The 24,206-nt window shown below is 65.6% G+C and carries 30 protein-coding genes; 14 read left to right on the forward strand and 16 right to left on the reverse strand.

What is annotated here, in order from left to right; translation table 11 throughout:
• Nucleotides 1-337: hypothetical protein (locus OKA11_RS22050; RefSeq protein WP_267224342.1), on the forward strand; the 337-nt coding region annotated here is incomplete at its 5' end.
• 36 nt (nucleotides 338-373) lie between these two features.
• On the opposite strand, the gene OKA11_RS22055 is transcribed toward OKA11_RS22050, so the two are convergent.
• The 6 genes from OKA11_RS22055 to OKA11_RS22080 all read right to left on the reverse strand — a co-directional run bounded on the left by OKA11_RS22055 (nucleotide 374) and on the right by OKA11_RS22080 (nucleotide 6,419).
• Nucleotides 374-3,364 (reverse strand): TrlF family AAA-like ATPase, encoded by a 2,991-nt coding sequence (locus tag OKA11_RS22055; protein WP_125990047.1) that lies wholly within the window; start codon nucleotides 3,362-3,364, stop codon nucleotides 374-376.
• Between the two features lie 255 nt (nucleotides 3,365-3,619).
• A complete protein-coding gene (locus OKA11_RS22060) occupies nucleotides 3,620-4,066 on the reverse strand; it encodes a type II toxin-antitoxin system PemK/MazF family toxin (protein ID WP_267224348.1) in 447 nt (148 codons plus the stop codon).
• Complete coding sequence (locus OKA11_RS22065) at nucleotides 4,063-4,551, reverse strand: helix-turn-helix domain-containing protein (RefSeq protein WP_125990045.1); 489 nt, start codon at nucleotides 4,549-4,551, stop codon at nucleotides 4,063-4,065. The genes OKA11_RS22060 and OKA11_RS22065 overlap by 4 nt, the downstream gene beginning before the upstream one ends.
• A 258-nt stretch (nucleotides 4,552-4,809) precedes the next feature.
• The gene (locus tag OKA11_RS22070) at nucleotides 4,810-5,085 is read right to left on the reverse strand and encodes a hypothetical protein (protein ID WP_125990043.1); all 276 of its coding nucleotides are present in this window, start codon (nucleotides 5,083-5,085) and stop codon (nucleotides 4,810-4,812) included.
• A 173-nt stretch (nucleotides 5,086-5,258) separates the two neighbouring features.
• The gene (locus OKA11_RS22075; protein WP_125990041.1) at nucleotides 5,259-5,864 is read right to left on the reverse strand and encodes a glutathione S-transferase family protein; all 606 of its coding nucleotides are present in this window, start codon (nucleotides 5,862-5,864) and stop codon (nucleotides 5,259-5,261) included.
• 105 nt (nucleotides 5,865-5,969) lie between these two features.
• Nucleotides 5,970-6,419 (reverse strand): DUF1223 domain-containing protein, encoded by a 450-nt coding sequence (locus OKA11_RS22080; protein ID WP_267224354.1) that lies wholly within the window; start codon nucleotides 6,417-6,419, stop codon nucleotides 5,970-5,972.
• Here OKA11_RS22080 and OKA11_RS22085 point away from each other — a divergent pair.
• The gene (locus OKA11_RS22085) at nucleotides 6,339-6,644 is read left to right on the forward strand and encodes a DoxX family protein (protein ID WP_267224405.1); all 306 of its coding nucleotides are present in this window, start codon (nucleotides 6,339-6,341) and stop codon (nucleotides 6,642-6,644) included. The two genes, OKA11_RS22080 and OKA11_RS22085, sit on opposite strands and share 81 nt — an antisense overlap.
• Before the next feature lie 81 nt (nucleotides 6,645-6,725).
• Here OKA11_RS22085 and OKA11_RS22090 read toward each other — a convergent pair whose 3' ends face one another.
• A complete protein-coding gene (locus OKA11_RS22090; RefSeq protein WP_125990034.1) occupies nucleotides 6,726-7,025 on the reverse strand; it encodes a carboxymuconolactone decarboxylase family protein in 300 nt (99 codons plus the stop codon).
• Nucleotides 7,026-7,330: 305 nt separating this feature from the next.
• Between OKA11_RS22090 and OKA11_RS22095 the strand changes: the two genes are divergently transcribed.
• The 4 genes from OKA11_RS22095 to OKA11_RS22110 all read left to right on the forward strand — a co-directional run bounded on the left by OKA11_RS22095 (nucleotide 7,331) and on the right by OKA11_RS22110 (nucleotide 9,964).
• The gene (locus OKA11_RS22095) at nucleotides 7,331-7,603 is read left to right on the forward strand and encodes a hypothetical protein (RefSeq protein ID WP_267224357.1); all 273 of its coding nucleotides are present in this window, start codon (nucleotides 7,331-7,333) and stop codon (nucleotides 7,601-7,603) included.
• Nucleotides 7,604-7,659: 56 nt separating this feature from the next.
• Nucleotides 7,660-8,481 carry a cytochrome b/b6 domain-containing protein gene (locus OKA11_RS22100; RefSeq protein WP_125990030.1) on the forward strand — a complete coding sequence of 274 codons (822 nt, stop codon included), beginning with the start codon at nucleotides 7,660-7,662 and terminating at the stop codon, nucleotides 8,479-8,481.
• The gene (locus tag OKA11_RS22105) at nucleotides 8,478-9,239 is read left to right on the forward strand and encodes a molybdopterin-binding protein (RefSeq protein ID WP_125990028.1); all 762 of its coding nucleotides are present in this window, start codon (nucleotides 8,478-8,480) and stop codon (nucleotides 9,237-9,239) included. The genes OKA11_RS22100 and OKA11_RS22105 overlap by 4 nt, the downstream gene beginning before the upstream one ends.
• 104 nt (nucleotides 9,240-9,343) lie before the next feature.
• Entirely contained in the window at nucleotides 9,344-9,964 is a 621-nt protein-coding gene (locus OKA11_RS22110; protein ID WP_267224361.1) for a glutathione S-transferase family protein, read from the forward strand.
• 99 nt (nucleotides 9,965-10,063) lie between these two features.
• Here OKA11_RS22110 and OKA11_RS22115 read toward each other — a convergent pair whose 3' ends face one another.
• On the reverse strand, nucleotides 10,064-12,961 hold the full coding sequence (locus OKA11_RS22115) for a Tn3 family transposase (RefSeq protein WP_267224363.1): 2,898 nt from the start codon (nucleotides 12,959-12,961) through the stop codon (nucleotides 10,064-10,066).
• A 94-nt stretch (nucleotides 12,962-13,055) separates the two neighbouring features.
• Here OKA11_RS22115 and OKA11_RS22120 point away from each other — a divergent pair, with 94 nt between their 5' ends.
• The 3 genes from OKA11_RS22120 (at nucleotide 13,056) to OKA11_RS22130 (ending at nucleotide 14,955) form a co-directional block, all read left to right on the forward strand.
• A complete protein-coding gene (locus OKA11_RS22120) occupies nucleotides 13,056-13,685 on the forward strand; it encodes a recombinase family protein (RefSeq protein WP_147037438.1) in 630 nt (209 codons plus the stop codon).
• A complete protein-coding gene (locus OKA11_RS22125) occupies nucleotides 13,682-14,470 on the forward strand; it encodes a HEAT repeat domain-containing protein (RefSeq protein ID WP_267224365.1) in 789 nt (262 codons plus the stop codon). Before OKA11_RS22120 ends, OKA11_RS22125 begins: the two co-directional genes overlap by 4 nt.
• A 113-nt stretch (nucleotides 14,471-14,583) precedes the next feature.
• Nucleotides 14,584-14,955 carry a VOC family protein gene (locus OKA11_RS22130; RefSeq protein ID WP_267224401.1) on the forward strand — a complete coding sequence of 124 codons (372 nt, stop codon included), beginning with the start codon at nucleotides 14,584-14,586 and terminating at the stop codon, nucleotides 14,953-14,955.
• A gap of 160 nt (nucleotides 14,956-15,115) precedes the next feature.
• On the opposite strand, the gene OKA11_RS22135 is transcribed toward OKA11_RS22130, so the two are convergent.
• From OKA11_RS22135 to msrA, 3 genes are all read right to left on the reverse strand, one after another.
• Nucleotides 15,116-15,757 carry a DUF1109 domain-containing protein gene (locus OKA11_RS22135; RefSeq protein ID WP_125990022.1) on the reverse strand — a complete coding sequence of 214 codons (642 nt, stop codon included), beginning with the start codon at nucleotides 15,755-15,757 and terminating at the stop codon, nucleotides 15,116-15,118.
• On the reverse strand, nucleotides 15,754-16,287 hold the full coding sequence (locus OKA11_RS22140; protein WP_125990020.1) for a sigma-70 family RNA polymerase sigma factor: 534 nt from the start codon (nucleotides 16,285-16,287) through the stop codon (nucleotides 15,754-15,756). Before OKA11_RS22140 ends, OKA11_RS22135 begins: the two co-directional genes overlap by 4 nt.
• Before the next feature lie 88 nt (nucleotides 16,288-16,375).
• On the reverse strand, nucleotides 16,376-17,047 hold the full coding sequence (msrA, locus tag OKA11_RS22145; protein ID WP_125990236.1) for a peptide-methionine (S)-S-oxide reductase MsrA: 672 nt from the start codon (nucleotides 17,045-17,047) through the stop codon (nucleotides 16,376-16,378).
• A gap of 92 nt (nucleotides 17,048-17,139) precedes the next feature.
• On the opposite strand from msrA, the gene msrB reads away from it, so the two are divergent.
• Together msrB and OKA11_RS22155 are read left to right on the forward strand one after the other, a co-directional pair.
• Complete coding sequence (msrB, locus tag OKA11_RS22150) at nucleotides 17,140-17,640, forward strand: peptide-methionine (R)-S-oxide reductase MsrB (RefSeq protein WP_125990238.1); 501 nt, start codon at nucleotides 17,140-17,142, stop codon at nucleotides 17,638-17,640.
• A 22-nt stretch (nucleotides 17,641-17,662) separates the two neighbouring features.
• The gene (locus OKA11_RS22155) at nucleotides 17,663-19,003 is read left to right on the forward strand and encodes a glycoside hydrolase family 130 protein (protein WP_125990240.1); all 1,341 of its coding nucleotides are present in this window, start codon (nucleotides 17,663-17,665) and stop codon (nucleotides 19,001-19,003) included.
• A 32-nt stretch (nucleotides 19,004-19,035) separates the two neighbouring features.
• Here the strand turns inward: OKA11_RS22155 and OKA11_RS22160 are convergent, their stop codons facing one another.
• The 5 genes from OKA11_RS22160 to OKA11_RS22180 form a co-directional block, all read right to left on the reverse strand.
• Nucleotides 19,036-19,266, reverse strand: coding sequence for a DUF1634 domain-containing protein (locus OKA11_RS22160; RefSeq protein WP_206434227.1), 231 nt, complete (start codon nucleotides 19,264-19,266; stop codon nucleotides 19,036-19,038).
• A 53-nt stretch (nucleotides 19,267-19,319) separates the two neighbouring features.
• On the reverse strand, nucleotides 19,320-20,180 hold the full coding sequence (locus tag OKA11_RS22165) for a sulfite exporter TauE/SafE family protein (RefSeq protein WP_267224371.1): 861 nt from the start codon (nucleotides 20,178-20,180) through the stop codon (nucleotides 19,320-19,322).
• 108 nt (nucleotides 20,181-20,288) lie between these two features.
• The gene (locus tag OKA11_RS22170) at nucleotides 20,289-21,086 is read right to left on the reverse strand and encodes an SDR family NAD(P)-dependent oxidoreductase (protein ID WP_125990244.1); all 798 of its coding nucleotides are present in this window, start codon (nucleotides 21,084-21,086) and stop codon (nucleotides 20,289-20,291) included.
• Between the two features lie 33 nt (nucleotides 21,087-21,119).
• Complete coding sequence (locus OKA11_RS22175) at nucleotides 21,120-21,848, reverse strand: cytochrome c biogenesis CcdA family protein (RefSeq protein ID WP_125990246.1); 729 nt, start codon at nucleotides 21,846-21,848, stop codon at nucleotides 21,120-21,122.
• Nucleotides 21,849-21,856: 8 nt separating this feature from the next.
• The gene (locus tag OKA11_RS22180; protein WP_125990248.1) at nucleotides 21,857-22,270 is read right to left on the reverse strand and encodes a thioredoxin family protein; all 414 of its coding nucleotides are present in this window, start codon (nucleotides 22,268-22,270) and stop codon (nucleotides 21,857-21,859) included.
• Nucleotides 22,271-22,648: 378 nt separating this feature from the next.
• Between OKA11_RS22180 and OKA11_RS22185 the strand changes: the two genes are divergently transcribed.
• Genes OKA11_RS22185 through OKA11_RS22195 form a run of 3 tightly spaced genes read left to right on the forward strand, consistent with a single transcriptional unit; the run spans nucleotide 22,649 to nucleotide 24,181 of the window.
• Nucleotides 22,649-23,572, forward strand: coding sequence for an ArdC family protein (locus OKA11_RS22185; protein WP_125990250.1), 924 nt, complete (start codon nucleotides 22,649-22,651; stop codon nucleotides 23,570-23,572).
• A complete protein-coding gene (locus tag OKA11_RS22190) occupies nucleotides 23,569-23,856 on the forward strand; it encodes a hypothetical protein (RefSeq protein ID WP_267224378.1) in 288 nt (95 codons plus the stop codon). The genes OKA11_RS22185 and OKA11_RS22190 overlap by 4 nt, the downstream gene beginning before the upstream one ends.
• Nucleotides 23,828-24,181, forward strand: a complete 354-nt coding sequence (locus OKA11_RS22195; protein WP_267224380.1) for a hypothetical protein — start codon at nucleotides 23,828-23,830, stop codon at nucleotides 24,179-24,181. The genes OKA11_RS22190 and OKA11_RS22195 overlap by 29 nt, the downstream gene beginning before the upstream one ends.
• Nucleotides 24,182-24,206 lie beyond the last annotated feature (25 nt).

Consider the following 24,206-nt stretch of genomic DNA (forward strand, 5'->3'; position numbering starts at 1 on the left):
AACCGCTCCAATGCTTGAGCGCGGTTCTCCCGCCGCGGTCCTGATCGGCCGCTGGGGCATGGCGCTGTCCCTTGTAATCGGCGCCGTCCTGATCGGCCGCCTGATCCGCAATTTCCCCTACCTGCTCCCGAACCGCCTTCCCGGCCTGATCCTCTACGAGCTGGGGCCGGCGCTGGCCCTGGCGCTCGCGATCGGGGCTGCCATCATCATCACCGAGGGCAGATCGCGCCCCGGCATCCCGGCGCGGCTTGCGCTGTTTGCGCTCGCCGCGCTGATCGCCGGCATCGTTGCCCTGGCCATCGAATACGGCACGGTCCTTCAAGGGCGATGGCTGTGAAGCGGGTGTGCCACGTGGCACACCCCCCTGCCGAGATTAAAGCGTGACGCGCAACCGCTTTGCGCGCTCGCGGAATGCCTCCTCGCCGCCTTCGAGGATGCTGCACACGCTCTCGCGAACAGCGGGGTCCTCCAGTCCGCCCGAAAGATAGCTGATTTCTGGGAGCTGACCGGGACGGTGCGGGCCGCACGTCGCCACGATCACCTGATCGGCATCGGTGTTGACGATGAGGTTAGCATTGTGGGTCACGATGATGATCTGTCGGCGTTGCTTGGCCGATCGGAAGCGTTCGACCAGTTCGACGAAGATCGAGCGCGGATCGAGATTTTCTTCCGGCTGATCGATGATGAGAGGACGATTGTCGTCAGTGTCGATCGCCAGATAAAGCAGCAGGAGAACGATACCGCGCGTGCCCGGTGACAGCCGCTCGACATCCGTGCCGTCATACTGGACGCCGTAGGCGATCTGGATATGGCTGGTGCCGTAAAGCCAGGCGGAGATATTGCCGGCCCATTGCCGCAGCTTCGCCGCTTGCGCGGGATCATTTTTATCATAGGGGCAGCACTCGACGATCGCGGCGTCGTAGGTTTCCCGGAATTGCTGAAGAGCAGCCGATGCCTGTTCCGCGCTGCCCGAAGCCCATGCCGGCGCGAGCGATGCCTTGGCGATGTCAGCTAGTGAGCCCTTCTTCAGCGTGGAGCCATAGCGCAGATCGAGCAGCGCTTCGCCTTTCCTCGCCCACGCGCTGACATCGACGCGTCGGCGAACATCAAACGACAGCATTCGGGCCGAGCCGCTTTCCGCTTCGATCCGGCTCGCGAGCGGCGCGTAAAGGCTCGTAAGTTCCGCTTGTTCCGCGACCAGTGCATCGAACACACGGGTGTAAGCGTCGCGCCGTTCGCTGCGGATCGCGACGAGCCGCGCCGGTGCTTGTTCGGCCGCCTCAATCTGGCGGCGTAGATTCGCGGCTTGCGCCTCATCGGCTGCGATCTTGCTGTTCAGCGCCGCCAAAGCCTTCGCGGCCTCGCGATCGACCCCAATCAGCGCTTCCAACCGTCGTGCTTCAGCCGCCAAGACTGCAATCGACAGCGATGCGAGCTGCGCACCTTGAGGGAGGTACGAGGTCGCGGGAGGCGTTTCCCCAACAGGCGGCTCGATTGGCACGCCAGCGAGCGTCGCCAACGCTGCCACCACGGCAGCGCGCTCGCCTACGATCGCGTCATCGACATCACCGGCGAATTGCAGAGCGAAGCGCGGCCACAGCGCATCGGGAAGTTGCGTGTCCTGATGACGCTGGCGCAGTTGGCGGAGCATGTCGGGAAAGGTCCGTGACCGCGCCAACGCTACCTCGCGCGCTAGCGTATCGAGCGCGTTGCGGCGTCGTTCGAGCTGTTCATGCTCGGATCGGCGCTGCTGCAACACCCCCGCGACGACGCTGTAGCTGTCGAGCCGGGCCTGATCGCCCCCACTCTTGCCCACCAGCTTCGTTCGATCGGACTGCGCCTTCGTGATTGCGCCGGTCAGCGCGGTCAGCTTGTTGCGCAGCGGTCCGACGCTCGCTTCCTTCTCCCGTTCGGTTACAAACTCGGCCGACAGGTCGCTCAGCTCGCTCTCGGCCTGGCTGCGCGCCGTGCGCGCGCTTTCGGCGCGCAGATCGAGGAGCTGCAGAAAGTCGGTCGCACCAAGCCGCTCTTCGGTCGGATGCGCGAGGAAGATCACGCGCTGGATCTCGACCAGCAATTCGTCGGTAAGGCCCTCAGCCGAACACAGACGGTCGACGAACTGCTGCGAAAGGTAGCGCACCTGCGGATCGTCGCTCTCGCTTTCCATCTCCATGAGGCTGGTGATGGATTCACCGCAGCCTGTGCCGTCATCCCAGCTCAAATCCACTCGCGCCCCGGCCAGATGCTCGCGGGCACGATATAGGAAGGAGAGCTTGTTGCCCTTGACCATCAAGGCCGAGCCCGCTGCCGCGATCAGATCGGCAAGGGCGGTCTTGCCCGATCCGCGCGCGCCTATGATCCCGATCAGCCCGGGATTGAGCGGCACCTTCGCGTCGAGCATGAACGGTGCGCCGCTGACCTCAACCTGGGTCATCACCTGCGACGGCTGCGCCGCAGGCGGCGCAGCCGTCCCCACGAACACGCGCATTTCGGGTTCGAGACAAGCCTGGCGCAGCGTCTCGAACGTCACCCGCCCCTTAAGCCAACACCGTCGGTCCTGCGCTGGTGCTGCGACCTTTTCGGGCCGGTGCGCGTCGCTGCCGTGCAAGCATGGCTTGATGCCGCCATATTCGGACACCAGGACATCGCGCGTCACCGGCCCTTGGCCGAGCCAGAACTGGCGATCCGCCGGCCTGCTCGAGAAGATTATGTGCGACGCGCGCTCGATCTCACGACGCAGGCGTTCGAGCGACGCATCGCCTTGTAGCCCGGCGGTGCCGTCCTTGCTGCTGGCAGCGACGGCGATCAGGATATTTGCCCGCGCCCAGTCGCTCGCCTTCATCGCCTCCCGAAGGTTGGCAAGGTCGACCTTGAACTGGTTGGTGCCAACCTCCAGCGCACGCTCGTCGCTGGTCGCTTCCGCGTCATGGGCCCGGCCCAGTCGCATGATATCTGCCGGGGTGCACCGATAGCGCTCGCCCTTGGCTTCGAACCTAAGGTCCGACAGGAAAGCGTGCAGCCGGGGCAGATGATCCTTGTCGTCGGGCGAGACGAGAAGATGGATGTTGACCGGCGAACCCCTGTCGGTGCCGACGCCAAGTCGCAGTTCGACATTAGGGAAGATCAGATCGACGTCCCGCAGCCGCCCTGCCGCTTTATGCGTCAGCACCTGTTCGTAGGTAGCTGTGCTGAAATAGTCGGTGATACCTAGTGCTCGAACCCGTGGTTCGGACGTCTCGACGCGGTCTAGGAATTGCTCCCACCCGTCAGCAGCAGGGTAATGATCCGACAGGATCGTGCCTGGTGTGTGGATATGCGGATCCCACCGATTCCACACCGATCCCCTGGTAAGTTGCCTCGTCATGCTATCCACCCCGGCCGCGTTCTACGCGGCGCCGATGGACGGGAACGTAGATGCAGTCACCCGCCAGGAAGGCGAGCTTTCAGCGTAATCTGTCAGCAATGACCAGATAAGCCAAGGGCCGCCCTTTTGAGGCGGCCCCGACCGTTTAGTTCCCTCGCGGGAAACGGACACTCCCCAGGGGGAGGCCGCGCGTGCTCCCCATGTAGAAACCGATCTCTTAGGATTCAACTAAAATTTGAATCGCCCCGGCGGCCCCTACGCCGCGGGGCCGGCAGGCGCCGGCGGCGCGGGTGCCGGTGCGGGTAACGCCGCCGGGACCGGCAGCCATGCCAGCACCAGGCGCAGCATGTCGTCGAACTCGGCGACAGGCATCCGCACGATGCCGCCCTTATCTGGCGTCAAGCGGCTAACCGCAACCGTTGTAGGCTTGTCGCAGATCGCGAACGCGGCGCGCCCGTCGATCGTCGTCTGCAGCGGGAATGCCCATTTGTTGCCCGGCTGCGCCTGCGTCGAGCATGGGATCACCGTCACCGCGCCGTGCAGCGTGTTCTTGAACGACAGGATCACGACAGGACGCCGCTTCCAGAACTCGGGAAGCTGCGCGTCCTGGGGGAAGTCGCACCAATAGAGCTGACGAATGCTCGGCGCAGCCGTGACCTTAGGCGGCACCCTCGGCGGCGCTTCCTGGACATGCGCGTTCACGCGTCGTCATCCTTCTCCACCAAGCGCAGCTTGGGGGCACCGCGCCGGTTCTCGCGACGCTTCGCCAGTTCCGACTTGTCCTTCATCTCCGCCAGCTTCTCCGCCGCGAACGGCGCCGCCGCCTCGATCAGGCCATCGAGGTGATAGATGTTGGTCCGGCTACCCGTCTCTGTCCGCCGCTCCTCGCGGCGGATATAGCCCGCCCCTTCCAGCCCAGCGATATGCTTCTGGATCGTGCGCGGGTGCACGTTCATCGCCTTCGCCATCGTGGACTTCGACGGGAAGGGCTTGCCCTCCGCCGTCCACCACTTGCTCGCCAGATACACGACGATGTTGAGGTCGAGCGGTTCGAGGCCGAGCTGGCGCTGGTTTTCGATAATGACGCTCGGCAACGCCGTCCAACCCGCATCCATCAGCGGCTTGGTCCACTTCTTCTCATTCGTCCGAAGATCGGCGCTGCTGTCTGTTTGCTTCTTCGCAGCCATAGGTCTAATCCTTTCTTGACTGCGGATATGAGCTTCGCGCAAGCATCCTTCAAGTTTGAGGGGGCGGCGCTGGGGGCGCCCTCCCCGGGCGCTGAGGCCGCCCACTCCCCGGGCCGACGCGCCCAGGAGGCGGGAGCCGCTGGGGGCCTACAAAGTATAGGACATCCCCATATAGGAACCGCTCAGGCTACACTCCTGGCGTATCAACCGAGGATAAGCCAACGGGGAGCTCCTACGGCCTCCCCCTCGCCTTCCTATTCAGGCGAAGGCTTCGTCGGCGAGGTTGCCGTCGCGAGACTCGACGATCAACGCCACCGTGTCTTCCCGATCGCGAGGATTGAACACCCGGCCAACCACGGTCCAGATCGACCGGTTTTGCGGCATGTGCCGGTCCTGCCCCTGCAGCACGCCGGGATCGAGGATCGTGTCGCCGACCATCGGCACCTGGCCGGCGAACTGTTCGAGGCCAAATTCGACGCCGCCATCGAACACCTTGCCGGCGGGATCGCGGTGTAGAATCCGAATGCTTGTCACGTCTCACTTGCTCCGCCTTGATGAGCGTTGATTGCTCAAGACGGCTGCGGTGCCAAGAGGCGCTGACGATCCCGCCAGAATGAGACGCAAAGGTGTGCCACGTGGCACACCTCAGAATCGTACGTCATCTAGCTAAGTCTCACCATCAGACCCAGCCAGGTGGTGTGAACGATCTACATAGAACCCTGAAGAAGGCTATGTTTCGTGCTCGTCATCGATGGGCGTTCCTCGAAGCGTTCGAACCATCGCGTGAGCGTGGGTCTTCCGCTTCGCCAATCGCGATCGGGCCAGCGAAAGTCGAGGTAGCCGAGGAAGACTGCGACCCCGATCTCTCCGATCAGCGGATCGGCCCGCAGCCGCTCACTTTCCAGCCGGTCCAGGGTAGCCTCGCGTGCGGCGTGAAAACGTTCCTGCATCGCGGTTGGGGGCCGATCCGGCGAGTTGCGCTCTTCGGCGAAGAGCCGTCCCATCGCGGTCATCGCTCCGTCAGCCATCCCTTGAAGCAGGAGCGTTCGCCATCGTTCAGGCCCGTCGGCGGGGTAGAGGTGTCGCCCGCCTAGAGTGTCCAGGTATTCGCAGATGACAGTGGACTCGAAGAGCACGGTCCCGTCCTCGAGCACGAGCGTCGGCACCTTGGAGAGCGGATTGATCGTCCGCAAACGTTCCTCGGTCCATGGGTTGACCTGCACCAGCGTCAGTTCGCCCGAAAGGCCGAGCTCGTGCGCCGCTACGCGCACCTTTCGCGCGAAGGGCGAGGTTGGCGCATACCAGAGTTCCATATGTGAGGCTCCTTAGGTCACGGCGTTCGACTTCGTCCCGAATGCAGCCCGTTTGACGCGACTGCATCCACATGGTCCGACCCGCCTACATAACGCCGAGGGAACTCACAGCCTCGCGGCCGCCACGATCGGACCGCCTTTGCCGGCCTGGACGAGAACGGCCGTGCGGTAGACCGGGCTGGGGCTGGCCGGCACGGGGAAGCTGGCGACCTTGCCCGACCAGGTGCCGACCGCCTGAAGCTGGCGAACGATGTTGCGATGGGGCAGCGTGCGTCCGCCATTCTCGCCGGCGCGGATCGGCACGTTGTTGACGCGGGGGTCGTACCGAACGAGCCATACCGTCGACGGCTTGGTGCTGCCTGCCGCCCCGATCGAGATCCTACCGCCCGCCAGCGTGATTTGCGGACCGCCCGAGCGCCGGGCTCTTGCGATCGCTGCGTTAAGCTGCTGCCGGTCGTTACCGACGATGGTCTGATGATCATCGTCGGCGCACTGGTGCCGCTCATCACGGTGCCGATGATAGTGGTGCTGCTGGTCGCGATCTTCACCGTCCACCTGCCGAACGGCTTCAGCTCGATCAAGCTGATGTCCTATGACGCGAGCGGTGCGCATTTCGGTCAGCCGGGCTACGAGACCGATCTGCTCTACATCGCCGGCTTGATCGCACTGTGCATCGGCGGAGCCGGCCCCCTTTCGGTGGATGCGCGTCTCAGGGCCAAGCGTGGCGATACGGTTGCAAGCGGGATGAACTCGCGGCCCGTCGCCCGCCCCGCCGGTTAGGGTTCTCGTGTCGCTGGTGCGACCATGGGCCGGTCCGTCAAAGCGGGCCGGCCCATTTCGTGTCGATGCCGCCGGATCGGCTCAGAAGAGGTGCGTTCCGTGGGTCATCGCCCCGCCAGCTCGGATCGCCGCGGCAACGGTCGTCGCTTCCGCAAGTTGTGCGTCGGTGGCGCCGGCTTCGCGCGCTTGCTTGGTGTGGATCTCGATACAGTAGGCGCACTGCGTCGTGAGCGCGACTGCCACCGCCATGAGCTGCTTGTTGAGGGCGGAGATCTCGCCCTCCTTGAACACGGCCTTATCAAACTCCCAGAACGCCTTCATCGCGTCGGGAGCGCCCGCGTCGAGCTTTTTCAGGTTCTTGAGCTTACCCATGTCGTGCATGTCGCGATCCTCGTGTTCGTTCAACGATGCGTGCGCGGCCGAGTTGGACGATGAGCGCCCGCCGGGCCGATGCCAGCCCAAGGACCTACGGAGGGCTCGGCGCGGCGGTTACAGCAGTGGCGCCGTTACAAAATCCTGACCCGATGTAACCGACCGGGCGGGAGCTGCGGATGGGCAATAAGACGCGGCCTGCCGCCCGCTGCAGCCCCCAACCCCCGAACGGGTGCCAGGTCGCGTCTACCGAACCGCCGGAAGCGTCGCCGCGGTTCGGTCGTCCCGACGCTCACCCATTCAAGGATTATCCCATGCGCAAGACAATGATGATCGCCCTGTCCGCCCTCGCGATTGGCGCCGCGGCGCCGGCCTTCGCCCAAGACGCGATGGCCTCGCATGACAAGATGGCCTCCCACGACAAGATGGCGTCACACGACCAGATGGCCGCTCAGGACCATATGGCCTCGGGCAAGACGTCGACCGGCGCGATGAAGAACGATGGCGCGATGAAGCGCGGCAAGGCGAAGAAGGCGCATGCCGACAAGATGAAGCACGGCGATGCGATGATGAGCGCCGGCCACTGATCGGCGTTCGGGGGCGTCGTGCCTATGCCGACGCCCCTCCCCTTCGGAGCGACCCGATGGCTACCCAACCGATTGACCGCCTCCGCGTAGGTGGTGACCTCATCTATCGCCAGCGCCGCCCCGTCCGCGCCTGGCACTGGCTTAATGCGCTCGCTGTGATCGTGCTGCTGATGAGCGGGATGATGATCTTCAACGCGCATCCCCACCTCTACTGGGGCCAGTACGGCGCGAACCATGAAACGCCGTGGCTGGAGATCGGCAGCGACGGCGAGCGCGGCTACCTGCGCGTCGGCCCCGTCACCATTCCCACCACCGGCGTGCTGGGGCTTGCCGGCGGCGAGGAGCGTGCCTTTCCGCCGCTCGTGACGATCCCGTCGGGCTACAACCTTGCCGCGGCGCGCCAGTGGCACTTCTTCTTCGCCTGGCTCCTCGTGGTGCCGGGCCTGCTGTTCTGGCTCTGGGGCTTCATCTCACGGCACGTCCAGCGCGATCTCGCGCCGACCGCGGAGGAACTCAGGCCACGCAGCCTGTGGCAGGACGTCAAGGACCATGCGCGTCTGCGCTTCCACACGGGCGAGGCGGCGCGGCGCTACAACGTGCTCCAGAAGCTGAGCTATGTCGGCGTGATCTTCGGCCTGCTGCCCATCATGGTGCTGACCGGGCTCACCATGTCACCCGGGATCGACGCGGCTTGGCCGTGGCTGCTGGACCTGTTCGGCGGCCGTCAGTCGGCGCGCTCGATCCACTTCATCTGCGCGGCGCTGCTCGCCGGCTTCATCGTCGTCCACCTGCTGATGGTGCTCCTCGCCGGCCCTATCAACGAGCTGCGTTCGATCATCACCGGCTGGTATCGCCTACCTAAGGAGCGCGACCAATGACGCTGCTGACACGACGTCGCCTCATCGGCTCGCTCGGCGCCGGCGCGGGCGGTCTTCTGCTCTCCGGCTGCGACCGGATCGCGGCCTCGCCCAAGGTGCAGGACGTGCTCGGCCTCGGGGAAGGCCTGACCATGCGCGCGCAGCGGCTCGTCACCGACCGCACCGCGCTAGCTCGCGAGTTCGCCGCCTCTGATATGTCGCCGGTGTTCCGCACCAACGGCAACACCATGCCGGCGAGCGACGCCTATCAGGCTCACGCCGCCGCTAGGTTTGCGGATTGGCGTCTGGAGCTCGACGGCCTGGTCCGGCGTCCACAGAAACTCTCGCTGGCGCAAATCAGGGCGATGCCCGCCCGCACGCAGATCACCCGCCACGATTGTGTCGAGGGTTGGAGCGCGATCGGCAAATGGACCGGTCTGCCGCTCAAGCTGGCGCTCGACGCAGCCGGCGTGCTGCCGTCCGCCCGCTATGTCGTGTTCCACTGTGCCGATGATTTCGACGGCGCCCCCTATTACGAGAGCATCGACCTGATCGACGCCTACCACCCCCAGACGATTCTCGCCTGGGGCATGAACGACCAGCTTCTGAGCGTCGGCCACGGCGCGCCGCTGCGCCTCAGGGTCGAGCGCCAGCTCGGCTACAAGCAGGCCAAATACGTCATGCGCGTCGAGGCGGTCGACAGCCTCGCCAGGATCGGCGCGGGCAAGGGCGGCTACTGGGAGGATTCGGCCGATTACCAGTGGTTTGCGGCAATCTGAGGCCGAGAGCAAGATGCAGCCGGATAAGACCCGCGCCTCGATACGTGCCTTTCTCGCGCGCACGCTCCGCGGGCGCTGAGACACGCTCCCCCAGGAGACTTTGAATGAAGCTCTATTACCACCCGCTGTCGGGGCACGCGCACCGCGCTCACCTGTTTCTGTCGTTGGCCGGGGTCAACCACGAGCTGGTCGAGGTCGATCTGGCCGCGCAGCAGCACAAGACGCCCGAGTTCCTCGCGCTCAACGCCTTTGGCGAGATCCCCATCCTCGATGATGATGGGGTCATCATTCCGGATTCAAACGCTATTCTCGTCTACATCGCGAGGAAAATCGGTCCTTCCCACTGGCTTCCGACCGATCCGATCGAGGAGGCCAAGGTTCAACGCTGGCTATCGGTCGCGGCCGGAAAGATCGCTTATGGCGCCTGCGCCGCTCGCCTCATCACCGTGTTCAATGCTCCCTTCGATCCTCTGGAGGTGATCGGCCGTGCCCATGATGCACTCGGCGTCATCGACCAGGTCTTGGAGTGGAACCGCTGGATCGCCGGCACGGACGAGCCAACGATCGCCGATGTCGCGCTCTACAGCTATATCGAGCGCGCGCCCGAGGGGAACGTAAACACGTCAGTCTATACCGCCGTGGGCAGTTGGCTGCGCCGGATTGAGACCCTGCCCGGCTTCGTCCCGTTCCGTCGAACCGCGGCGGGGCTCGAGGCGACCCTCTGAGCCTCGACCCCCGACAGCATCAGGACCGGTCCCATGAACTTCGACAACCTACGACTCGACCATATCGGGGTCGGTTCCGGCTGAGGGCGAAATGACACCCTAAGCGTCGGCGTCTTTCGGCCAGAGGTATTCGCCGGTGAGGAGGATGTGCGCCCATCCGAGCGGAGAGACGTGGGCGAGAAGATGGTCCGGCGTCTCCAGCCCTTCGCGTCGCCGTGCCTCGACAGCATGACCAAGATGCAGGGTGTTCCAGTAGACGATGATGGCGGTGAGCAGGTTGAGGCCGGCGATCCGGTAGTGCTGGCCCTCGGTGGTGCGGTCACGGATTTCGCCCTGGCGGCCGATGCGCAGGGCGTTTTTCAGCGCATGATGCGCCTCGCCCTTGTTGAGTCCGACCTGCGCGCGGCGCTGCATCCCGGTGTCGAGAATCCATTCGATGATGAACAGCGTGCGCTCGATCCGACCCACCTCGCGCAGGGCTGTGGCCAGGTCATTCTGGCGCGGATAGGCGGCGAGCTTGCGCAGGATGCGGCTCGGCGCGACCTGCCCGGCACTCATGGTGGCGGCACAGCGGAACAGGTCGGGCCAGTTGGCGACGACCAGCGCCTCGCGCGCCTTGCCGCCCACCAGCGGGCGCAGTTCAGTCGGCGTGGCGGCAGGGTCGAAGACGTACAGCCGCTTGGACGGCAGGTCGCGGATGCGAAGTACGAGGCGATAGCCGAGCATCGCGCTGATCCCGAACAGATGGTCGGTGAACCCGCCGGTGTCGGCGTACTGCTCCTCGATCCGCCGCCCGGCCTCGTTCATCGTCAGCCCGTCGAGCAGATAGGGTGCCTCGCTGACGGTCGCGGGGATAGGCTGTGATGCGAACGGCGCGAAGCGGTCGTTGACATGGGTATAGGCCTTGATGCCGGGGTCGTTGCCGTAGCGGGCATTGACCGTGTTCATCGCCTCGCCCTGCCGCGCAGCGGGGTAGAACTGGCCGTCGGCCGACGCGGTGGTGCCCATACCCCACACCCGCGCCATCGGCAGGTCGCCCTGCGCGGCGACCACGGTCGCCAGCGCCTGGTCGATCGCCTCGCTCTCGACATGCCAGCGCGCGAGGCGGGAGAGCTGCCAGTAATCATGGGTGTTGCACGCCTCGGCCATCTTGCGCAGGCCGAGGTTCAGCCCCTCTGCGAGCAAAACGTTGAGCAGGCCGATCCGGTCGCTGCACGGTATGCCGGTGCGCAGATGGGTGAAGGCATCGGTGAAGCCGAGCGCGGCATCGACTTCGAGCAGCAGGTCGGTGATGCGGACAGGCGGCAGGCGACGGTACAGATCGAGCACCAGTTCATCGATCCCGTCCGGCGGATCGGCGGTAAGACGGTCGATGCGCAGCATCCCGTCCTCGATGCCGCCGTGGGGGATTGTGCCGTTGCGCGCGGCGCGACCGAGGCGGGCGAGGGCATCGGCAAGCCGCGCCTTGCGGTCGGCCAGCCAGACATGCGGGTCGGGCGGGACCGCCAGCTTCATGCTGCGTGCGACCGCCATGGGCACGAGGACATGGCGCAGGTCGCCGTAGCGATGCGAGCGGTCGAGCCAGATGTCGCCTGAGCGCAGCGCGTCGCGCAGGTGGAACATCACCGCGACCTCGCGGAGACGCGCATCGTCACTGCCCTTCACCCGCAACTGACGCCGCCACTTGGAATGCGGGCGCAGGAAATCGTCGGTCACCGGCAGTTCGCCTTTGGCGGCGATGGCCTTCACCGCGTCGAGCAGGGGGCGGGCGACCGGTGCGGCTGCGAGGTCAAGGCAGCGTAGCATGCGCGGCGCATAGCGGCGGAAGCGGTGATATCCCTGATCGACATGCGCCAGCGGATCGTCGCTCAGCGTGTCGGTCAGCGTCGTGGCTGTCGCGACAAGGTAGTCGAGCCGGTCCCAGCCCGCCACGCGCGCGACCGCATCCTCCAGCGACGCACCATAACCATGTGCGTCCAGCAACGACCGGCCGATCGCGGCGAACCCGTCCAGCGTCGCGGTGACCGCGCTTCTGGTTTCCGCGGTGCGGGCATCGTGGAGTTGCTTCGCCTCGCGCCAGGTTCGGCCGACGATGCGGTCATGCGTCTCGATCACCGCATCGGCGGTCGCGGCAGCCCATTCGACGACGCAGACCGCGAGGATGGCGCGGCGCCGGTCGGCGTTCAGATCGCGCAGGCCATCGGCGAAATAGCGTTCGCCCTGCCGGCGCAGCCGGGCGACGCGGTGCGGCGGGACGCCAGCGAGCAGGTCAGCGCCGAGGTTCATCGCGCGGAGAAACTCCAACCGGTCGAGCAGCCGGTTCGCCGCGGCGGAATTGTTGCCCGGCTCGATCCGGCGCAGCCAGATGAAGCGGCTGATCGCGCCTGGCAGCATCTCGGTCGTCAACCGATCGAGCCGGGTGCAGGCGACGCGATCGAGGCGCGCGGCAATCCGCTTCTCGATATTGCGCTCGGTCGCGACCAGCGCGTCGGCGCACAGTCGCTCGATGGTGGTGATCGCCGGCAGGATGGTGATGGTGTCGCGGCAGCGGGCGATGAAGCGCCGGGCGAGATCGTCATTCGAGCGCGCCTGTTCGGCTTGGCCAAGCAGCCAGTCGCGAAACGCGCGTGCCGGTGCGCCCTGACCGGGGAACGATCTGTAGCCGTAGGTCCGTCGCAACACCTCCATGTGCTGCTGGCGGGTCTGTCGGCGGACGGCATAGCGGGCGAGCGTGTCGCCGGTGATGCCGAGCTGGGCGCCGAGGAAGGCCGACACCGCCAGCGGGATGACCTCACCCGGTACCAACATCCGGCCGGGATAACGCAGCGCACACAGTTGCAGCGCGAAGCCGATCCTGTTCTCCGGCCGGCGTCGCCGGTCGATATGGACCAGGTCGTCGTCGGCCAGGATGTAGTGCCGCAGCAGCGATGCCTCGTCGGTCGGCAGGTCGAGCAGCACCGACCGCTGCCGGGCGCTCAGGATATGGCGGCGCGGCATGGCACAGTGTCCCGATTGAACAGAAGTCTGTTTTGGACAACACTGACTCCACGCAAATCAAGGGTTTTCGGGGCCGGATTTCGGGAAGGTTCAATTGGGACAACGCGCTGCCATCTACGCCCGGGTCTCGACCGCCGACCAGTCGTGCGAGCGGCAGTTGCGCGACCTTGCCGGTTTCGCCGAACGCGGCGGTTATGAGGTGGTCGAGGTGTTTCGCGAAACTGCCTCGGGCATGAAGGCCAACCGCTCGGCGCGCACTGAGGTGATGAAGCTGGCGCAGGCGCGGCACATCGATGCGATCCTCGTCACCGAACTCAGCCGCTGGGGGCGCTCGACGCAGGACCTGCTCGATACGCTCAACCGGCTGTCGGGTTGGCGGGTGTCGGTCGTCGCCATGAGCGGCATGACGTTCGAGGTCGACACCCCGCACGGGCGGATGATGGCGACGATGCTTGCCGGCATCGCGCAGTTCGAGCGCGACATGCTGAGCGAACGGGTTCGCTCCGGCCTCGCCGCAGCTCGCGCGCGCGGCCGCAAGCTCGGGCGGCAGACCGGCGACCGCCCCAAGTCCGACCGGCTCGCCCCCAGGGTGCTGGCGCTCGTCGCCGAGGGGCGCAGCTATCGCTGGATCGCGCGCGACCTCGGCCTCAGCAAGAACACCGTCACCGCGATCGTTGGGCGGTCGAAGGCGGACAGGTCTCCCGAGATCGAGGTAATAGCATGACCAGCCCGGCAGACGATAATCGCTCCATACCCGAGCTATTCAATGCTGCATTTGAAGGTGACAATGATGCAGCATGGGACGCTGTGGCTGCACTACATTGGCGCGGATCGAAGGATGTGCTGGACCGGGCACTTGCCCTGGCCTGCTCACGTGATCCTAAAGAACGCGGACGGGCTGCCGACATTCTCGGGCAGATCGGCATTCCAGATCGTACATTTCCTGATCAGTGCTTTGCGGCCGTCCTCCGCCTGCTCGCGGATGATGACCAGCAGGTGGTGTTTGATGCCATCTTTGCACTTCATCATATAGATCGGTCACGTGCTGCCCCGTACATCATCCCCTTTGCGCACCACAGCTGGGACAACATCCGGTATGCAGTCGCGTTTGCATTAGGAGCTGTTGATAGCGTCGAAGCGCAGACCACTCTGCTATCGTTGATGACAGATCGCGATCCCGAGGTGCGAAATTGGGCAACTTTCGGGATTGGTCAGCAAAGCGACGCTGACTCAGATGCCATCCGACACGCGCTAAAGAATCAACTCTGCGACGCTGATCCTGACGTTCGCTATGAGGCAATCATTGGTCTTGGTCGTCGCCGCGATCGACGTGCGTTGGGTTTCCTCAAAACCATGCTCCACGATGATCCAGATGACGTTTTTGCACGCGAAGCGGCAGCAAAGCTCTTGGGCATAAACGAAAGCGGGGATCGAGCAACTGACGAGCTGCTTGGTTCACTTCAGCGGCTTCAGCGATGGGGCGGCGACAGGAAGACCGATAGTTCATAACCGCTGCTGCAATCAGGCATGCATCGCGTGAAACGGCTTCGCACTTTCTCCAACCATGCTCTTTCGGCTTAGAGTGTCATTTCGCCCTCAGCCGGAGCCGACCCCATATCGGCATCCGCGTCTCCAATCTTGAGGTCGCGGAGCGTTTCTACGCCAAGCTGGGCTTTGTCCCCGATCCTGACGAGGATGCACCTGAAGTCTCGGCACTCGGCCTGGTGCATCCGACCGGCCTGCGCATCCATCTCATCTACAACGGCGAACCCGCCGGTGAAGGCAACGTCCTGCTCGACGTTGCCGTGAAGCGGCCCGGTTACACGCACGCAGCGTTCGTCATCGACAGCATGGACGAGCTCGTCCGATGGCTTGAGCAGGAGGGAATCTGGATCAGCGAAGGACCGATCAGGCTCGGGCATGATCGGCGCATCACATGCTTCATCCGCGACCCCGATCTCAACGTGATCGAGTTCAACGAGGTGCTGAGGTAGCGAAGACCAACTTAGGTTGGGAATTCAACGGACCGTCAGCTCCAGAGCTAAACTCCGGGCAAAACCTTACTCGCGACAGCCCGGCTTGCCTCGCGGCGTCGCCGGGCTGTCGATCGGCAAGGTCGCCCACGCAATCGGCACCGGCGACCGTGAGCTGCGGCTACCAGCGTAGCAGCCGTGGGCCCAGTAGCGCCCCAATCCCTGCTGCCAGTAAGATCCCCAGACTGTACCAGGTGAGCACGAAGATTGCCGACACCTCCGGGCAATGCAGGCAGTAGATCGTCGCGGCCCAGGCGCCCGCGCCGAGACCGGCAACCGCGCCAGCGGCCCGCAGGTGCGTTGGCGCAAGCTTCCGGAACGACCAGAGCAGTCCGGCGAAGATTGGCGCCGCCAGCGCCAGTACAAACCATGGGCACACCATCCAGCTCCGGCCGAGCCACATCGCCAGCCAGTGCGATGAGGGCGTGCGGGCGAGCTCGCCAACCCCGATACCTGCCAGGACCAACACCGGTGCCGCGAGAAACCACAGACCACTGAGCGATCCGGGCGCGGGCCGCGCTAGCCGCGTGATCCCGTAGATCGCGCCCAGTCCGAGCGACATCGTGTAGTTCCATTTCATCCAAAAGGAGAAGCCGTGCATCGCGATGCGCAGGTCCGGACGGATGCCGAGCGTCACCGTGACCAGCAGCATGGCAGCGAAGCAACCGACTGCGATGCCCAAGCCGATCCGCTTCACAACGGCGTGACGCGGTACGCGGCGTACGTCCCGGCTGAGCGACTGGATGAGCTGTTCGGTGTTCATCGTGATGAGCCTTTGATCCGGGCGCTGAGCGCCTTCAGGCCGCGGTGCACCGAGACCTTCACGTCCGACTCTCCGATTCCGGCGCCGGCAGCGGCCTCCGCAACGCTCTTGCCGTCGACATGCGTGTCGCGGATCGCGCGGGCCTGCTTGGGGGAGAGCGTCTGGAGGAGATTGTCGACGTCCATGCGGGCGTTGGTGGCATCTTCAAAGCCTTCAGCCACCAGAATGGACTCTACGTCCTCGATCGCCACCGTCTGCCGACGGCGCCGGTAGTGGTCGATCGCCCGATAGCGCGCGATCGCATAGAGCCACGCAGTGAAGGGGCGCTCCCTGTCGAATGTCTCGCGGCGGGTATGCACGGCGATCAAGGTGTCCTGTACGAGATCGTCGACGTCGGCATCAGCCATGCGGCGACGGTAGAATGTTTGGAGAAGGGGCACGAGCGCGCGCAGCAACAGGCCATGCGCCAGCGCATCGCCGTTCAGGCTGCCGATCATCAGCGCTTTGAGCTCAGCTTCGCTCGTGGCCATCCTCATTCCGGTCTTACGGCGGTCGCTCGCGATCGGTTACAAATCTACCGATTTTTCCGTATCATCGGGCAGCACACCGCTCACGAGCTCACGAGCGATAGAGGTTCGGCATCATACGGCGCAGCGCGTCCACCTTCGGCGCGTCGTTGATGACGATATACGGATAAGTCGGGTTCTTCGCCATGAAGTTCTGGTGATAGCCCTCAGCCGGATAGAAGCGGCTCGTATGTTCGATCCGGGTGACGATCGGGCGGGCGAAGGTGTGCGCCGCCGTGAGCTGCTGGAGATAGGCCCGCGCGACCCGCTCCTGGCCAGCCGACTGCGGAAACAGCGCGGTCCGGTACTGCGTGCCGTGGTCAGGCCCCTGCGCATTCAGCATCGTCGGATCGGCGACCACCGAAAAATAGATGCGCAGCAGCTCGGCATAGCTGACTTTGGCAGGGTCGAACACGACCCGAACCGCCTCTGCGTGCCCGGTCGTGCCGGTCGACACCTGCTCGTAGCTGGGCGAACCGGTGGTGCCGCCGGCATAGCCGGACGTCGCAGACACAACGCCCTTCACATGGTCGAAGACGCCCTCGACGCCCCAGAAGCAGCCGCCCGCGAAGATCGCGGTCTCGGTCTTGCCTGCGGCCGGCGTCGTGACCCGCGGCTGAGGCGCATTGACGAACGTCTCGGCGGACGCACCGACGGCCGAGGATGCCGCGATCATTGCAACCGCCACGACACCGCCGAAGCCGAGATAGGAAACTGAACGCATAGCCGGAAAACTCCTTTTGCTACCCGGACATACGCAGCGTGGGGCCGACAGGTTACGCGTAACCGCCATTCGCGATCGAGCGTAGGAGGGGCATGACCCAGACATCCGATCGCCGAGCCTTTCTCACCACCAGCGCCCTCGCGCTCGCCGGCGCCGCCATGGCAGGCGCGGCCTTGCCGGCGTTCGCGGCAGCGCCGCGCCCCTTACGCCTCACCGACGCGGAGTGGCGCCGGCGCCTGTCGCCGCAAGCCTATGCCGTGCTCCGGCAGGCTGCGACCGAGCGCCCATTCTCCAGTCCGCTCAACGCAGAGCATCGCACCGGCACCTTCCTTTGCGCTGGCTGCGCGCTGCCGCTGTTCGCCGCTCGGACCAAGTTCGACAGCGGCACCGGTTGGCCGAGCTTCTGGACGCATCTCCCCGATGCGATCGTCACGAAGAGCGACACCAGCCTGTTCATGGAGCGCACCGAAGTGCGCTGCGCGCGCTGTGACGGGCATCTCGGCCATGTGTTCAACGACGGCCCGAAGCCCACGGGCCTGCGCTACTGCATGAACGGCGTCGCGATGCGCTTCGCGCCTGCCGATCGCGCCTGAGCCTTTTCCCAAGGAGCGATCGATGCGGCTCACGGATCTCGGCTGGCTTCTCATGGGCTGGCGCCCCTCTGGGGACCTGGTGCTCCTCCACCATCATGATGCGATGCTGAAGCCCGACCCGTCGCGAACGGTGGTTCGCCCGTTCGCACCCGGCTATCCCGCCGGGCATGACGGGGAGGGCCGCTCGCGCCTGCGCGTGATCGCCGAACGCATCATCGGCTACGACGACGCCCAGGTCGCCGCGACGCTGCGCAGCGTCCTCGCGTCCATGGACGGCCGCCATCGCGATGTGAAAGCGACGTTTCGGCGTCGCTTCGCCGAGCTGCTCCCGATGCTCAACGGCGTTTCACCGCTCGACGAATCCCGGCAGCATCTCCTCGCCGCCTCGTTCACCGAGGAATATGCGTTCGAGGCGGCCGCGCTCTTCAATCCGAGCGCCGTGCTTCACCCCGACCAAGCCGGCGTGCCGGACGGTAGTCTGCGCTTCGTCATGTCGCTCCGAGGCATCGGCGAAGGCCATGTCTCCTCGGTCAGCTTCCGCACCGGCCTATGGACGCCAGGAAGCGGGCTCGAGATTGATCCGGTCGGCCGCACGACCCAGCCGCCGATCGTCGACAACGAGGCGGTCCGGGCAGGCCCGGCGAGGCTCGAACTGCATTGTGGGGGTAGCCACGTCGTCTCGGAGACGGTGCTCTTCCCCGTACTCCCCAGCCAGCGCCAGGGCATCGAGGATGTTCGGCTGGTCCGCTTCGTCGAGGCCGATGGCGAGGTCACATATTACGGCACCTACACCGCGTTCGACGGAATGACCGCGCGCTCCGAGATGCTGGTCGGGACAGACTTCCGCTCATGGGAAATGCGCCAGCTCGCTGGCGACGCGACGGCGGCCAAAGGCATGGCGCTGTTCCCGCGCCGGGTCGGCGGCCGCTACGCCATGCTCGGCCGACAGGATAGCGAGAGCATCTGGCTGCTCTTCTCCGACGATCCCTTTACCTGGAATGGCGGCGCCAAGCTGATCGAGCCGCGCTACCCTTGGGAGACGGTCCAGATGGGTAATTGCGGCTCGCCCCTCGAGATCGAGGAGGGCTGGCTGGTATTCACCCACGGCGTTGGGCCCGTGCGCAACTACGCGGTGGGCGCCTGCCTGCTCGATCGCGACGATCCCTCACGCGTGCTCGCTCGGACGCCCGAGCCTATCCTACAGCCCAGTCCCGACGAGCGCGACGGCTTTGTCCCGAACGTCGTTTATAGCTGCGGCTCGATGGTCCACGGTCGCGAGCTGCTGATCCCCTATGGCGTGGCCGACAGCTTCACCGCCTTCGCGACGGCGCGCGTCGACGATCTTCTCGCCGCCATGCAATGACGAGGGCGTCCAGGAACGGCCTCACGCCCCGCTCAGCGATCGAGCATCATCGCCGCCGAGCTGCCCACGACGATAATCAGCAGCACCGCCATCGCCGCGGCCGTTAGCAAGGTATCCCGCTGCCGGACGAACAGCACCAGCATCAGCAGAACCCGCCCGACGGGTAACGCAATGAACAGGCCGACGCCGACCAGATTGAGAACCGCGCCGGCGTGCAAGCCCGGAGGCAAGACGAGGCCGACCGCCACCAGAAGCGTGGCCACGCCCGTTCCGACCGTGAGAAGGAGCGAGATCGGACGCTCTGACGATCCCATGCTCACCCGCCGCCCAACGTAAGGAACGAGGTTCCGGCCGCGGCCAGCGCCATCTGCACGGCGAGCACGAGGAGGATCACGACGAACATCACGCGCAGGCGATCGGGGCGCAACGCTTTCAGCGCCCGCGCGCCGGCGATCGACCCCGCGACCGATCCCAGGCAGATCGGTGCCGCGCGCGTGAGATCGAGGGCGCCGGTCAGGAAGTAGGCGATGGCACCGGCCGCGGCCGTGACGCCGATCATGAAGTTCGACGTCGCGGAGGAGACCTTGATCGGCAGTCGCAGCGCGCTGTCCATGGCGGGGATCTTGAGCACACCGCTGCCGATGCCGAGCAGCGCTGACAACATGCCCGCACCGAACATCATCCCCATGGCGAGCGGCAAGCGATCGATCCGATAAGGGGTGCCGTCCGGGGCAGGATCAGGGTCAATACCGTCGAGCCTGCGGGCGAAGGCGGCCGGGTTGCCTGCCATGGCCATTCTGACGGTGCGCGGGCGCACCATCTGCCAGGCCGACAGCAGCATCACGAGTGCGAACAGGAGCGACAGCAATCGGGCTGAGAACAGTCCCGATGCCACGACGCCCGCCAGCGCCCCGGCCGTCGTCGCGACCTCCAGCACGATCGCGAGCCGCACATTGATCAGCCGTGCGCGCAGGAAGGCGGGCGCGCTGGCGCAGGAGCAGACGATGACCGACACCAGGCTGAGACCGATCGCTGTCCGGATCGGCAGATGCCCGAACATCAGCAGGATCGGCACGAGGAAGATGCCGCTCGCCATGCCCAACATGCCGCCGACCGCGCTGGCGACGGCGGACATGGCGATAAGTGCAAGAATATCCGTACCTAGCACCTCGACCACACCTATCGCGTTCAACCGGATGGCCACGCGGGGCCGAAGGCGAGCCTCAGTCCTTGCTCCCATCAGGACCGGCGCGCAACCAAAGGTCGCATGCCAGCCCCGCCATCGTCACAGCGCCGAGTGGTCGCGCGCGGCCGCTTCGATCGACGCCTTCATCGGGCGCATCGCATCATCCACCGCGGCCGGATCAGCGCGATTGCGCTTCACCGTCTCGATGCGGTCCGGACCGCCGCGCACGACCTCGAGGTGATCCTGCGCCATCGCCTCGATTACCTCCCGGGCCACATCCTCAGGCGTTTCGCGGCCGCCATCCCGAGCCAGGCCGGAGGTGGCCATCATCGGGGTCTCCGTGGCGGTCGGGTAGACCGTCAGGACGCGGACACCTTCCCCGTCCAACTCGCGGCGCAGCGCCTCGCCGAAATGCGCGATGCCGGCCTTCACCGCAGCATAGGGCGTGTAGAACGCCATGCCGACGAGCGCGATGCCCGAGCTGACGTTCACGACCAGCGCGTCTGCGCGCTCCTTCAGAAGCGGCAGCGCAGCACGCGTGAGCAGGATTGGACCCGTCAGGTTCACCTCGACCATCTGGCGGATCTCGTCTTCTTCGATCGCCTCGAGGCGTCCCGCCCGCACACCGCCGGCATTGTTGACGAGGATGTCCAGGCCGCCGAGCGTCCGCGTCGTGAGATCGAGAGACCGGGCGCGACCATCGGCCGTCGTCACGTCAGCCGAGACTCCGCTGACCGTGCCCAGGCTCCGCAGCTCACCCAAAGCCTTGTCGACCGCCTCCTGTCGGCGGCCAGTGATGGCGACGCTCGCGCCCGCCCTCAGCAACTCGCGCGCGATCTCGAGGCCGATGCCGCTCGAACCGCCCGTCACCAGGGCACGCTTTCCGCTAAGGTTCATGTTTCAACTCCATGGAGGGTCACGACAGAGGGGTTAGAACTGGGTCGACCATTCGGTCATCCAGTCCGGGAGATGGTCGAGCGCGAACGCTTCGACCTTGCGGTCGAACCCGGTCAGGATGAAGATGCCGACCAGGAGGAGGAGGACGCCCAGCACCGCCTTCCCGCGGCCGCCAGCCATCATCATGCGACCACGCCACCGGGCGAGCGCACCGCGTGCCGCAAAGGCGATGACCAGCAGCACGGTCGAGATGCCGAGCCCGAAGGCGATCATGACGAGGGCGACTTCGCCCAGGTCCTTGCCTTCGGCCGCGAGTGCGACCGCAGCGCCCAACGTCGGGCCGACACAGGGCGCCCAGACGATGCCGAGCAGTGCCCCGACCAGCGCCTGTCCCCACAGTCCCGCCCTGTCGTCCAATGCCGTTTGGCGCCGGCTCGCCCAGGCGGCGAGCGGGGTCGCCAAGCGGGTAAGCACGTCCTGCAGCTTCGGCACGAGCAGGACTATGCCGGCAACGCAAAGAACGACCGCGCCGGCCGCGCGAACGACCAGCGTGTCGAGCCCGAGCGCCTGGCCGAAGGCGGCAACGATGAACCCGGTCGCCGTGAACGAGACTACCAGCCCCGCAGCCAGCGCCAGCGGCGCGAAACGATGCCGCTGCGCCGCAGACGAGAGTACGATCGGCACCAGCGGGAGGACGCAGGGCGACAGAATGGTGAGCGCGCCCGCCGCATAGGCAAGCGCGGGATTGAGAGCGGACGCCATCCTCCGCGTCAGGCGATCGCGCTGTGGATCACCGCGGAAACCTTGCCGTCATCGGTCTCGTGCGCGATCCGGGCCGTCTCGCGCTTGCCGTGGAACGCGATCACCGTCGACTGCATGGTCGCCCCGAACTTCTGCCACAGCGGCTTTTGCGTGTCGTAGTCGATGCGGAACACCTGCATGTCGCGATACGCAGGCTCGGCCGTCACTCGGGCGATCGTCTTCGCCTGCTCCCGGCAGACCGGACACCAGGGAGCATGGACCCAGACGAGGATCGGCTTGCCCGCCTTCTGCGCAGCGTCGAACGCTGCCTGATCGAACGGCCGTACTGCGGGCGCGGCGGCAACGGCAGGCGCCGCCACCATCACGGTGGGAATGCTGGCGGCTAGAACAGTAAGTGCCGCGATCGAAGATGCGTAGCGCATAGGAACCTCCCTGACATTGAAGCTTCCGCTCCTACGGATCGTCCCTGCATCTGGTTACACGTCCCCCAACGGCATTTAGAACTGTGCCGCGCCTGAGGCGCGGCGCCCCCTTGATGCCAGTGCCCTCCTACCAGGAGGGCAATCGGCGCCGGGGAACACCAAGGGCGGCTGCCCTTTCGTTCCCGAACGACAATCGACCGCCCGTGTAATCCGCCAAGCGTGGCGCCCGACGCCCTGCAGGGCGCCGGCCACGCTAAGGCGGCTCGCCCGCGCCAGCGGTAGATTCTCGCCCTCCCTCCCCATCCCGTTCCTCGCCGGAAAGGCAGAGCCGGTTGCTGTTGCGACCGGCTTTCAGCCTCGAAGGAAAGGAAAAGTGACATGGGACGGATCACCGACAACCGAGCCGACATCTATCAAGAAATCACTGACCAGATGATCGCCATGATCGAGGCAGGCACCCGGCCTTGGTCGAAATCGTGGAACGGCAGCACCGCGCTCAACATCCCGCTCCGCTCGACCGGCGTTCCCTATCGCGGCATCAACGTCCTGACCCTGTGGGTCGCTGCCATGACGAAGGGCTATGCCTGCCCGCATTGGCTGACCTTCAAGCAGGCGCTCGCGCTCGGCGGTTGCGTCCGCAAGGGCGAGAAGGGTTCAACCGTCGTCTATGCCAACAAGATCGAGGTGGACGCCGACGAAGGCGGAGAGCGTGGCGAGGATGGCAAACGACAGGTGGCGTTTCTCAAGCGCTACACCGTGTTCAATGCCGAGCAGATTGACGGCATCGAAGCCAAATATGCAGCTCCCGCGCCGATCATCACCGCGACTAATCCCGATGAGCGCGACGCCGAACTGGACGCGCTCTTTGCCCGCGTGCCTGTCACCCTCAAGCACTTCGGTTCCCAGCCCTATTATCAGCCGAGCGGCGACCATGTCGTCATGCCCGAATTTACTGACTTCCATACCAGCGACGATTATTATTCGACCCTAGCGCATGAGCTGTGCCACGCGACGGGTCACGTCGACCGCCTAGCCCGCCCCTCACTCATTTCCACGGAGCGCGAAGACTACGCCCGCGAGGAACTGGTTGCCGAGCTTGGGGCCGCGTTCGTCAGCGCGACGATTGGCATCAAGCTCCACGACCGCGAGGACCACGCCGCCTATCTGGCGAACTGGTTGCAAGCGCTGCGCAATGACAAGCGGTGCATCTTCACGGCGGCGCGGCTCGCGCAGGACGCGGCCGATTGGCTGCTGACCCGCATGGCCGTCGAGACGGCGACCGAACTTGAGGAAGCGGCATGATCCAGCCCGACGACACCGGCCCCGAAGGGGGCCGGGCAGTCGCGAGCCGGTTGGTCTATGACCCCCGCCTCGCGACCGTGGACGAGGCGACGTTCAACAAGCTGGTCGCGCTGATGCGCGACGGCGCGCCTATCAAAGGCGTTGTTCGCCCGCCGGTTGGTCGGCGTTCAACCCGATCTATTCGGAGCGAAGCCGATCACCCACATGCACCGCGCGAAGCCCGGCCCCGCCTCGACCTGGAGTCCGGAACCTGTCGTGGAAAAGCTGGTCCGGGCTGCGCATGATCCGCAAGCGACGTTCGGCGTCGGGCGACCGTCCCTGTCGCCCGAGGAGCGAGCCGCCGTCCTCGACGGCGCGGCGAACTGGCTGCGGATCGCGCAGCGCGTCCGCATCGTCGGATCGTTCGCCTCCTATGATGGTCGCGCCGAACGGCGCATCGGCCGCAAGGGTGTTATCTGGCGCTTGTGCAGCCCGGTCGTTGCGGATCACACCTATGTTTATCTCGACCCGATCGGCGCCGAGCGTGTCGAGAAAATCGCGATGGTGGAGCTGCGCGACATCGAGCCGACCGATGACGCGCTACTGGTCTCCGTCCCCTTTGTCGTTTGACCGTCTCCCGGATCGCGCGCCGCTG

The sequence above is a fragment of the Novosphingobium clariflavum genome (assembly GCF_026420865.1).
GTDB classification, from domain to species: domain Bacteria; phylum Pseudomonadota; class Alphaproteobacteria; order Sphingomonadales; family Sphingomonadaceae; genus Novosphingobium; species Novosphingobium clariflavum.